Genomic DNA, 11,087 nt, shown 5'->3' with positions numbered 1-11,087 from the left:
CCAGCCCGCGGGCCACGTGCCGCCCCGCGCCCAGGTAGCTGTCCGCCAGGTCGCTCTCCAGCCGCCGCGTGGCGACACCGGTGAGCAGGGTGGCCGCCGTCGCGCTGATGAGCGCGGTGACGAGCACGAACTTCGGCGCCAGCCCCAGTGACTGGCGGAACTGCTGCGACAACTGGGAGGCGAAGGATTGTTGCGGGAGGCTCACGGAATCACCGCCGGGGAAACGACGTCAGCACGGCACCCGCGCGGAGGCGGGCAGGTGAAACAGGCACAGGAGGAGCTCACCGGGTGGGTCCTCCCTCGGGGCGTCCGCCCCGGAAGGGGGCGAAGGTACAGCTCTGGAGGATGAGCTCCGGCATCGAGGCCAGAGGCACGCCCTGGTCGGTGGCCTTCACATCCAGCGCGGCGCGAGGCATGCCGAAGACGACCGACGACGCCTCGTCCTGGGAGAAGGTGACGCCGCCCGCCCTGCGGATGGCCAGCAGGCCGCGCGCGCCGTCCTCGCCCATGCCGGTGAGCACCACCCCGCCGCTGCGCCGGCCAAAGGCGGCGGCCAGCGACGTCAGCATCACATCCCCGCTGGGGCACGGCCCGCCCCGGCTGGGCTGCAGGCGCGCCAGCCCGGCCGCGTCCACCAGCAGGTCATGCCCGTCCAGCGGGAAGTACACGCGGCCCGGCTCCAGCCGCTCGCCGTCCTTGGCGATGGACACCGGCAGCGGCGTCACCTGGGACAGCCAGCGCACCATGCCCTGGGTGAAGCCCACGGTGATGTGCTGGGCGATGAGCAGCGGCACCGGCAGCGAGCGAGGCAGCTTGGACAGCACGTCCGCCAGCGCGGGCGGCCCGCCCGTGGAGGCCACCACGCCGAAGATGTCCACCCGCGCGCCAGTGGGCGGCGGCGGCGCGGTGGCCGCACGCGGCCGGCGGGAGATGACGGGCACCTCCGCCATGAGGCACACCGAGTGCGCCAGCTCCTTGCCCCAGCGGCGCAGCTCCTCCGCGTTCGTCACGTTGGGCTTGCCGATGAGCTCCAGCGCGCCGGCGCTCATCGCCTGGAAGCCCAGGTCCACGCCGCGCTGCTCCGCGACCGCGCTCACCACGAGGATGCGCGCGGGGGACTGGGACATGATGGCGGCGATGGCCCCCGGCCCATCCAGGCCGGGCAGCAGCAGGTCCATGGTGATGACGTCGGGGCGCAGCAGGCGCGCCAGCTGCACGGCGCGGTTGCCGTCTCCCGCACGGCCCACGACTTCGATGCGCGGCTCCTCCGTGAGGAGGGCCGTCAGCATGTTCGCCATGGTGGGCGAATCGTCCACCACGAGGACCCGGATGGGTCGCTGAACGCTCACGCGCGACTCCCCCGGCGGCTCATGACGTCCAGCACCTCCGCCAGCAGACGGCCTGCGGCGCACTCGCGCTTGCTGAGGTAGCCGTCCGCGCCCGCCTTCAGGCCCCGCTCGCGCGCCACCGAACTGTCATGCGCGGAGACCAGGATGACGGGCAGCGACGCCGTCTCCGGGCGCTCCCGCAGCTTCGCGATGAGCTGGATGCCGTCCATCTCCTCCATGTCCAGGTCGCAGATGACGACGTCGTAGGTGTCCGACTGGAGCCGGTCCAGGGCCCGGGCCCCGCTGGCCGCCAGGTGCACCGTGAAGCCGCCCGCCTCCAGCATGGCCCGGTGCAGCGCCCGCGCGGTGAGCGAGTCGTCCACCACCAGCGCCCGCCGCTGCGCCGACACCTGCACCTGCACCGTCTCCGTCACCAGCCAGTCCGGGCGGCAGATGAGCAGCAGCTCGCCACGGCTGAGCGTGGCCGCACCCTGCCAGGCCGGCACGTCGCGGACTTCCGACGGCAGCGGGCGGATGACCAGGTCCCGGTCCCCCACCACCGCGTCCACCACCAGCGCCACGCGCTTGCCACCGCTCTGGACAATCAGCAGCGGCTGCCCTTCGGCCGGCGGCGCCAGGGCGCGCAGGCCCAGCCGCGCCCCCAGGTCCACCACCGACAACAGCTGCCCCTGGTACTCCAAATGCGCCCGGCGCTTGCCCAGGCGCAGCGACTCCGTGCGCGCCAGCTGGGTGGCCTCCACCGCCAGCATGGGCAGGCCCACCAGCTGCTCCAGCACGCGCACCACCAGCACCGGCGAGCTGCCCAGGTCCGTGGGCAGCGTCAGCATGAAGCGCGTGCCCTGCCCCGGCGTGCTCGCGACCTCGATGCGGCCCTGCAGTGCCTCCACCGACGCGCGCACCGCGTCCAGGCCCACGCCGCGGCCGGACGTGTCCGTCACGTCCGTGCGGGTGCTGAAGCCGGACCGGAAGATGAGGTCCCGCAGCTGGTTTTCGTTGAGGCGCACCGTCTCCTCCGCGGTGACGACCCCGCGCTGCTCGGCCAGGCGTCGCACCACCTCCACGTCGATGCCGGCGCCGTCGTCGGACGCCTCCAGGTAGAGCAGGTTGCCCTGCTGCTCCACGCGCAGGGTGAGCGCGCCCTCGTGGTGCTTGCCCGCGCGCTCGCGGTCCGCCGGCAGCTCCAGCCCGTGGTCCACGGCGTTGCGCAGCAGGTGCACCAGCGAGCCCTGCAGCTTCTCCAGCAGGCGCCGGTCCAGCGACACCTCCGCGCCCACCACCGACAGCCGCGCTTCCTTGCCCAGCTGACGGGACAAATCACGCACCATGCGCTGGAGCGGGTCCAGGATGGTGCGCACCGGGCGCGTGGTGATGGCCTTGAGGCCATCCTCCAGCGCGTCGACGATGTCACTCGTCTCCTCACCGTCGGTGCGCAGCGAGCGCGCGGTGCCGGACAGCGCCGTGCGCGCCTCCGCCGTCTCCGCCAGCAGCCCCTGCTTCGCCAGCAGCACGGCCACCCGCTCCAGCTCGCGGCCCCGCTCCTCCACGCGCAGGCGCACCTCGCGCAGGCGCTCCACCTCGCGCATCAGCGCCGTCACCTGCCACGACGACACGCGCCAGCCCGCGTCCGCGGACTCCGGCAGCGCGTCCGGCAGGGACACGGGCTCCGCGGACGGAGCCGGCGCGGCGACGGCGGCCAGGCTCCCGGAGGCGGCGACCATGGCCGCGGCCTCTTCGGGCGGCGGCGCGTCCGCCACCAGCTGCGCCAGGGCGGCCGCCGGGTCCGGAAGCGCCTCCCCGCGCCCGTCCGCGTGGGCCTGCGCGCGCAGCAGGAAGAGGTCCAGGCCGTGGAGCAGGATGTCCACCACCGGCCGCGGCATCTTCTGAGGATTGGCCTTCAGTGGAGCGAGCGCGTCCTCCAGCTTGTGGGCGATGTCGCTCAGGTCCTGCATGCCCAGCGAGGCGGCGCTGCCCTTCAGGGTGTGCAGGTGGCGGCCCAGCCGGACGTAGAGCTTGGTGAGGGCGTCCGTCTCCAGGCCCTCGCGCTCCAGCTCCAGCAGGTCCATGGTGACCTTCTGGACCACTTCCTGGGCCTCGACGGCGAAGCCCGCGACGAGCCCCTGCAGCATCGGATCAACGGGCATGACGGGCTCCCGTGCCGCGCGTGGCGGAGAACAGCCGCTTCAGGTCGATGAGGTGGATGAGCTGCCGGTCCTGCGTGAAGACCTCCATCACCGCCCCCTCCGCGCGCACCCGCGCGGCTTCCACCGCGCTCATGGGCAGCGTGGTGGGGCGGGGAATGGCCTCGCAGTCCAGCGCGCACAGCTCGCCGTCCCCGCGGTCCACCACCAGCAGCACCGCCGGGTCCTGCCGCCAGCCGTGGCCGCCCAGCAGCGACGCCAGGCTGAGCGCGGCCAGCACCTGGCCCTGGAAGCGCAGCACCCCGACGACGTGCGGCGCCGACAGCGGCACCGGCGACACCATCTTCAGGGGCAGCGCGGCGCGCAGCGACTCCAGGGAGAGCGCGTAGCGCTCCTCACCGAGCGGGAACTCGGCAATCCAGTGGACCGCCTCCTCGACGGTGTTCTCCCCCTGCTCTCGCAGGCGGGACGCGCGCCGCTCCAACAGCTCGAGCGCCTCGGCCTCCTGGGCCGCTTCCAATGTCCGCGGGGTGACCTTCATTCGAGCGCCCCCTGGTTGAGGTAGGCGTCAGCGGACGCCTGGTAGAAACGCGCGGGCAGGGCCTCCGGCCCCTCCACGAGCTGGTCAGGAGGAAGCCGCTCCGCGCGCGAGCGCAAGGCACGCATCAGCGGCACCGCGCCTTCCCGCGCCCCGGAGCGCTCCCGCAGCAGGGCCAGCTCCAGCAGCCCCGGCAAGTAGTCCGGCGCCTGGCGGACCAGGGCCTCCAGCACGGAGGACGCGCCCACCTCGTCGCCTTCCTCGATGCGCTCCAGCGCATTCAGGTGCAGCCGCGTGGGCGGCGGCGGAGGCGCCACGGGCACCTCGCGCGCCGGAGCGGGCATCAGCGGCGCCACCGGACGGCGGGACGGCGGCGCCACCGGACGGGCAAGGGCGGCGGCGCGGGACGCGGCGGCGGCGCGGGCGTTCAGCTCTTCCTGCGTGAGGAGGCGGAAGGCCTGCAGCTCCGGCGGCCCCTCGCGGACCATGCCCGCGGGGACGCGGTCCACCTCCACGGCGCCCAGGAACAACCAGCCGCCGGGGTTGAGCGTGCGCGACAGGAGGGAGATGGCCGCGTCACGCGCGGCGGGAGTGAAATAGGTGAGCACGTTGCGGCAGAGGATGAAGTCGAAGCGGCCGAAGCGCTCGGGCAGCGGCGCCAGCAGGTTCGCCTGGGCGAAGGTGGTGATGCGGCGGACAGGGGGAAGGATGGTGACCTCGCGCTCGCCCGTCTCCGAGTAGAGCGGGAAGAGGCGCGGCGCGGACTCGCGGCGGGACCACGTCCCATAGGTGGCGCGGCGCGCCGCCTCCAGGCTGGCCTCGTGGATGTCCGTGCCCAGCACCTCCACGGGAAAGCCGTGCGGCAGCGACGCCTGGAGACACGCGGCCAGCGAATACGCCTCCTCGCCAGACGCGCAGCCCGCGCTCCAGCCCCGCAGGGCCAGGGCCCCCCGCTGGAGCGCCGCGGGCACGGCCTCGTGGGAGATGAAGCGGAAGTGCTCCGGGTGGCGGAAGAAGTACGTCTCCCCCACCAGGATGGCCTTCACCAGCGCGGTGGCCAGGTGGGAGACGGGAAGGAGCAGTTCGCCCAGCAGGTCGGGCGCGGTGCGCCCGCGGGCCAGCTCCGCGCGAATGACGCGGTCCACCGCCTCGGAGGCAATGGCGTCATTGCGAAAGCCAGTGATGCTGGCCACCACTTCCCGCGCGCGGGCCAGCAGCCGCGGGTCGAGCGCTCCGCTCATGCGTTCCGCCCGGCCTCCGCGGCCTCGAGCATCGCGGGCAGCTCCCGCAGGAGCCCCCGCGCGATGAATACCCGCGGGTCCAGGATGGGCAGCGAACGCCCGCCCGACCGCAGCATGCCGATGAGCCCATCGCGCAGCGGGCCATGGTCGGCGCCGCCCACGCGCTCGCGCCGGTCGATGTCCGCCGCCGCGTACTCCTCGGGGTCCTTCACCGTGTCCACGGCGAGCGCCAGCGACACGCCCTCCGCCTCGATGACGACGAGCATGCGCTCCACGCGCGTCAGCTTGTGCTCCACGCCCAGCCGGCGCGCCACGTCCAGCACGCACAGCGCCGCGCCCCGCACCTCCACGTATTCGCGCAGGTACGCCGGCCCGGTGGGCAGCGGCCGGGTCGCCGGATGCAGCAGGACCTCCCGCACCGCGTCCAGCGGAATGGCGAACTCCAGCTCGCCCACCGTCACGCGAAGCACCAACAGCGAGCCCGTGCGCGCCCGCTGCCGCGCGCTCGTCATGGCCTCGCCCACCGTCTGCAGCAGCTCGTCCGCGCGGAACGGCTTGGCCAGGAAGGTCTCCGCGCCCAGGCCCAGGCACGCCTCCGCGCGCGACTTCTCCGAGGAGATGATGATGACGGGGATGTCGGCCGTGGCCGGGTCCGCCTTCATCCGCTGGAGGACCTCGTCACCGTCCATCTCCGGCATGGACAAATCGAGCAACACCGCCGCCGGACGCAGGCGCCCCACCTTCTCCAGGGCCTCGCGGCCGTTGCTGGCGGTGTGGATGGTGTAGTGGCCGGAGAGGATGGCCCGCTCCAGCGCGAGAATCGCGTCGCTGTCGTCGACGAGCAGCAGGGACGGCAGGCTCACGGCGGTCAGGCCTTGGTGAGGAACTGACGGACCGTTTCCGTCAGCTCGTGGTGGGACACCGGCTTCTGGATGAAGGCGTTGGCGCCGGCCTCGGTGCCGCGCTGACGCAGGTCCACGTTCTTCTCCGCCGTCAGCAGCAGGATGGGCACCGAGCGGACCTGCGGCATCGCGCTGGCGCGCACCTCCTTGACGAAGGTGATGCCATCCATCCCCGGCATGTTGATGTCCGCGATGACCAGACTCACCGGCACCAGCCGGAGAATCTGCAGCCCCCGGGTCGCATCATCCGCCTCGACGGTCGAGACCTTGAGGTTCATCAGGTAGATCTTGACGATGTTCCGAACCGTCGGGCTGTCGTCCACCAGCAAGACGTTGGTGCTGTGGGTGCTCACTGTGCGGCGGCTCCTGCGCAGGCCCCGCGACGCGCGGAGAGTCCTGCGAAACGTTCAAGACTCTACCGTGAGGGCTCTCACGTGAGAACAGGGGGCGGTCCGGCCCGGTTTCCATCCGGGCAGGCAGGTGTCGGATGACCTCAGAGGGGACGCCCCCGGGTCCAGATGGTCCCGGGGGATGGGCCCTATTCGCCGGCGGGCTTGGGCGGGAGCTCGTCCGCGTCCGGCGTCACCGGAGGCGCGCCAATGGCGTGGTAGCCACCGTCCACGTGGATCATTTCGCCGGTGGTGGAGGGCAGCCAATCCGACAGCAGGGCACACGCGGTGCGGGCCACCATGTCGTGACTGTCCTTCGCGCTCCAGCCCAGGGGAGCCTGCTGACCCCAGCCACGCTCCAGGGCCTTGAAGCCTGGAATGCCCTTCGCGGCGATGGTGGACAGGGGACCGGCGGCCAGGGCGTTGACGCGGATGCCCTTGGGGCCCAGGTCGCGCGCCAGGTAGCGCACCGTGGACTCCAGGGCCGCCTTGCACACCCCCATCCAGTCGTAGATGGGCCAGGCGACGCGGTTGTCGAAGTCCAGCGTGACGATGGAGCCCCCCTGCGTCATCAGCGGCAGGCACGCCACCGACAGCTCCTTCAGCGAGAACGTGGAGATGCGGAACGCCGTCTGCACACTCTCCCACGGGGTGTTGAGAAAGTTGCCACCCAAAGCATCTTCGGGCGCAAAGGCAATGGAATGCAACACGCCGTCCACCCGGTCCCACCGTTGACGCAGGGCGTCCGTGAGTGCGGGGAAGTGGGCGGAGTTGGTGACGTCCAATTCCAGCACCTCCATTCCCGGCTTGAGGCGCTTGGCGCTCCGCTCGGTGAGGGACTTGGCCCGACCGAAGCCGGTGAGGAGGACCTCGGCCCCCTGAGCCAGCGCGTGCTCGGCGATGCCGTAGGCCAGGGACTGAGGCGTGAGCACCCCGGTGATGAGCAGCTTCTTGCCTTGGAGCAGCATGGAGACAGCCTCGTTGCGGAAGGGGAAAGACAGGAAACGCGTTCTCTACCATTCCTTCTGGGCGGAATGGTTGAAGTTGCACTCACCTGGGGCATGAATCCACCTGCTCCGCGGCAACGGGTGCGGCTTATCAGCCAGCGGGAGGGCGCTACAAAAGGCGCCGCTAAAACCCCCCAACGGGGCGCCCATCCAGTAAAAGACGACACGCCATGGCGAATTTCCAGGACACGTTTCTTTCCGGCGCCAACATCGACTTCATCGAGGGCCTCTACGCCCGTTATCTGGAGGACCCCGCCAGCGTGGATGCAAGCTGGCGGGAGGTCTTCGACCGCAGCAACGGCGCCGGACGACCCATCTTCAGCACCCGGCTGCTGGAGCCCGTAGCGGCTCCCGCGGCGGCCAAGGAGGGCGGCAAGGGCGCCGCGTCCAAGGCCCAGGTCGCGCCGGCGCCGCAGCCCGTCCCGGTGGCCGCGCCCGGCCAGTCCGTCCAGGACATCTCGCTGCAGGCGCGCGTGGACCACGTCATCTTCGCCTTCCGCCTGCGCGGCCACCTGCGCGCGAAGCTGGATCCGCTCGGCCGTCCGCGCCCGGCGCTGGCGCACGTGGCGGATGTGGCCCTGGTGGATGACAGCCACTTCACCGACGCCGAGGTCCAGCAGCTCGTGGAGACCAATGGCGTGTTCGGCGAGCAGCGCGTGCGCCTGACGGAGCTGCTGGCGCGCCTGCGCCGCACGTACACGGACACCATCGGCGTCGAGTACATGCACATGCTCGACAGCGAGCGCCGCCGCTGGCTGATGCACCGGATGGAGTCCAACGAGAACCGCACCGACTTCTCCCCGGACGAGTGCCGGCACATCCTCACCAAGCTGTCGTACGCGGAGGGCTTCGAGCACTTCCTCCACACCAAGTACGTGGGCGCCAAGCGCTTCAGCCTGGACGGCGGCGAGGCGCTCATCCCCATGCTGGACGCGCTGGGCGAAGTGGCCACCGGCATGGGCCTGAAGGAGATCGTCATCGGCATGGCCCACCGCGGCCGCCTCAACGTGCTGACGAACATCCTGGGCAAGCAGCCGGATCAGATCTTCAGCGAGTTCGACGGTCCCCGGAACCCGCAGGACTACCTGGGCCGCGGCGACGTGAAGTACCACATGGGCTTCTCGTCCGACCACACCACGCGCCAGGGCCGCAAGCTGCACCTGTCGCTGGCCTTCAACCCCAGCCACCTGGAAGCGGTGGACCCGGTGGTGGAGGGCCGCGTGCGCGCCAAGCAGGACCGCGGCGGAGACACCGAGCGCACCAGCGTGATGCCGCTGCTCATCCACGGCGACGCGGCCTTCATCGGCCAGGGCGTGGTGGCGGAGACGCTCAACCTGTCCGGCCTCAAGGGCTACACCACGGGCGGCACGGTCCACATCGTCATCAACAACCAGGTCGGCTTCACCACCGACCCGCACGACTCGCGCTCGTCGCTCTACTCCACCGCCATCGCGCAGATGCTGGACATCCCCGTCTTCCATGTGAACGGGGATGATCCGGAGGCCTGCGTCCACATCGCGAAGCTGGTGGCCGAGTACCGCCAGACGTTCAAGTCGGACGTCGTCATCGACCTGGTGTGCTACCGCCGCTACGGCCACAACGAAGGTGACGAGCCCTCGTTCACGCAGCCGGCGATGTACGACATCATCCGCAAGCACCCGACGGTGCGCACGCTCTACGCGGCGAAGCTGGCGGAGCAGAACAAGGTTCCGGCCGAGGAGTCGGAGGCCATCAAGCAGCGCTGCCAGCAGGAGTTCGACGCGGCGCTCACCCGCGCGCGGCAGGAGAGCCAGTTCAAGGAGCCCAGCGCGCTGGAAGGCCTGTGGAAGCCCTACCAGGGCGGCTCGCTGAAGAGCGCGCCGGACGTGTCCACCGCGGTGGACAAGCAGGTGCTGTGTGATGCGCTGCGCAAGCTGTCCACGCTGCCGGAGGGCTTCAACGTCCACCGCGACGTGGAGCGCACCGTCATCAAGAAGCGCCTGGGCATGCTGGACAGCGGCGAGCTGCAGTGGAGCGAGGGCGAGTCGCTGGCCTACGCCACGCTGCTCTCCGAGGGCTACAACATCCGCATCACCGGCCAGGACAGCGAGCGCGGCACGTTCAGCCACCGCCACGCGGTGGTGCACGACGTGAAGACGGGCGAGAAGTTCGTCCCGCTGCGCCAGTTCGTCAGCGGCAAGGGCAAGAACGGCTTCCACGTCTACAACAGCCCGCTGTCGGAGATGGGCGTGCTCGGCTTCGAGTACGGCTACAGCCTGGACGTGCCGGACGGTCTGACGGCCTGGGAAGCGCAGTTCGGCGACTTCGGCAACGGCGCGCAGATCATCATCGACCAGTTCATCGCCGCCGGTGAGAGCAAGTGGCGCCGCCTCAGCGGCCTCACCCTGCTGTTGCCGCACGGCTACGAAGGCCAGGGCCCGGAGCACTCCAGCGCGCGTCTGGAGCGCTTCCTGGACCTGTGCGCCGAGGACAACATCCAGGTCTGCTACCCCACCACGCCCGCGCAGATCTTCCACCTGCTGCGCCGCCAGGTGCTGCGCCCGGTGCGCAAGCCGCTGGTCATCATGTCGCCCAAGAGCCTGCTGCGCCGGCCGGAGGCCACCAGCAAGGTGGAGGAGCTGGCCACGGGCACCTTCCAGGAAGTCATCCTGGACCGGGTGAACCCGGCGGGCGTGACGCGGCTGCTGCTGTGCAGCGGCAAGGTGTACTACGACCTGGTGAAGGCGCGGGACGAGCGCAAGGACGAGAGCATCGCCATCGTCCGGCTGGAGCAGCTCTACCCGTTCGCCTCCGACGTGCTGGCGGGGCTCATCGCGAAGATGCCGAAGCTCGCCGAGCTGCTGTGGGTGCAGGAAGAGCCGCGCAACGCCGGCGCGTGGCACTTCATGTTCCCCCGCCTGCACGACCTGGCCTCCACGCAGTCGAAGCAGCAGGTGAAGATCGGCTACATCGGTCGCGCCGAAGCCGCCAGCCCCGCCACGGGCTTCCCCAAGACGCACGAATACGAGCAGCAGCTCATCATCGAGGAAGCCATCCTCCGAGGGACCAAGAATGGCCGTTGAAATCAAAGTGCCCCCCCTGGGCGAATCCATCACCGAAGCCGTCGTCGGCAAGTGGAACAAGAAGCCGGGTGACGCCGTCACCGCCGACGAGCCGCTCGTCGTCCTGGAGACCGACAAGGTCACCATCGACGTGCCGGCCCCGTCCGCGGGCTCGCTGTCCAGCATCGCCTTCAAGGAGGGCGACAAGGTCCGCGTGGGCGAGGTGCTCGGCCTCCTCGAGGCAGGCGCCGGCGCTCCCGCCGCCAAGCCCGCCGCGGCTCCGGCTCCGGCCGCCGCGCCCGCTCCCGCCGCCGAGGCGCCCGCCGCGTCCGACGCGCGCTCCACGCCCACCGCGCGCAAGGTGGCCGAGGAGAACCGGGTGGACATCTCCCAGGTGAAGGGCAGCGGCGCCGGTGGCCGCGTGCACAAGGACGACGTGCTGGGTCAGCTCAACCGCCCGGCCACGCCCGCCGCCCCGGCGC

Annotated in this window: 9 protein-coding genes and 1 pseudogene; 2 read left to right on the top strand and 8 right to left on the bottom strand. The window is 71.1% G+C overall.

All coding sequences use genetic code 11. The annotated features are described in order from the left end of the window. From FMP39_RS36235 to fabI, 8 genes and pseudogenes are all read right to left on the bottom strand, one after another. Nucleotides 1-205: pseudogene (locus FMP39_RS36235) on the bottom strand (methyl-accepting chemotaxis protein); the annotation flags it as partial. A 76-nt stretch (nucleotides 206-281) separates the two neighbouring features. Continuing rightward, nucleotides 282-1,349 (bottom strand): chemotaxis protein CheB, encoded by a 1,068-nt coding sequence (locus FMP39_RS36230; RefSeq protein WP_141594516.1) that lies wholly within the window; start codon nucleotides 1,347-1,349, stop codon nucleotides 282-284. Continuing rightward, complete coding sequence (locus FMP39_RS36225) at nucleotides 1,346-3,490, bottom strand: response regulator (RefSeq protein ID WP_141594515.1); 2,145 nt, start codon at nucleotides 3,488-3,490, stop codon at nucleotides 1,346-1,348. Before FMP39_RS36225 ends, FMP39_RS36230 begins: the two co-directional genes overlap by 4 nt. Continuing rightward, on the bottom strand, nucleotides 3,480-4,028 hold the full coding sequence (locus FMP39_RS36220) for a chemotaxis protein CheW (RefSeq protein ID WP_011555979.1): 549 nt from the start codon (nucleotides 4,026-4,028) through the stop codon (nucleotides 3,480-3,482). Before FMP39_RS36220 ends, FMP39_RS36225 begins: the two co-directional genes overlap by 11 nt. After that, nucleotides 4,025-5,266, bottom strand: coding sequence for a protein-glutamate O-methyltransferase CheR (locus tag FMP39_RS36215; protein WP_141594514.1), 1,242 nt, complete (start codon nucleotides 5,264-5,266; stop codon nucleotides 4,025-4,027). Before FMP39_RS36215 ends, FMP39_RS36220 begins: the two co-directional genes overlap by 4 nt. After that, nucleotides 5,263-6,129: a response regulator gene (locus tag FMP39_RS36210; RefSeq protein WP_141594513.1), complete on the bottom strand. Its 867-nt coding sequence runs from the start codon at nucleotides 6,127-6,129 to the stop codon at nucleotides 5,263-5,265. Before FMP39_RS36210 ends, FMP39_RS36215 begins: the two co-directional genes overlap by 4 nt. A gap of 5 nt (nucleotides 6,130-6,134) precedes the next feature. Further along, a complete protein-coding gene (locus FMP39_RS36205) occupies nucleotides 6,135-6,521 on the bottom strand; it encodes a response regulator (RefSeq protein WP_011555982.1) in 387 nt (128 codons plus the stop codon). A gap of 185 nt (nucleotides 6,522-6,706) precedes the next feature. Then, on the bottom strand, nucleotides 6,707-7,525 hold the full coding sequence (fabI, locus tag FMP39_RS36200; protein WP_011555983.1) for an enoyl-ACP reductase FabI: 819 nt from the start codon (nucleotides 7,523-7,525) through the stop codon (nucleotides 6,707-6,709). Nucleotides 7,526-7,734: 209 nt separating this feature from the next. Here fabI and FMP39_RS36195 point away from each other — a divergent pair, with 209 nt between their 5' ends. Further along, nucleotides 7,735-10,626 carry a 2-oxoglutarate dehydrogenase E1 component gene (locus FMP39_RS36195; protein ID WP_141594512.1) on the top strand — a complete coding sequence of 964 codons (2,892 nt, stop codon included), beginning with the start codon at nucleotides 7,735-7,737 and terminating at the stop codon, nucleotides 10,624-10,626. Continuing rightward, nucleotides 10,616-11,087, top strand: a 472-nt coding sequence (locus FMP39_RS36190; protein ID WP_194858714.1) for a biotin/lipoyl-containing protein, incomplete at its 3' end; no start/stop codon positions are given. The genes FMP39_RS36195 and FMP39_RS36190, both read left to right, overlap by 11 nt.

The organism is Myxococcus sp. AB056 (assembly GCF_006547365.1).
GTDB classification, from domain to species: Bacteria; Myxococcota; Myxococcia; order Myxococcales; family Myxococcaceae; genus Myxococcus; species Myxococcus virescens.
Note: the sequence above shows the minus strand (reverse complement) of the source record. Positions and strands in the feature narration are given on the sequence as shown.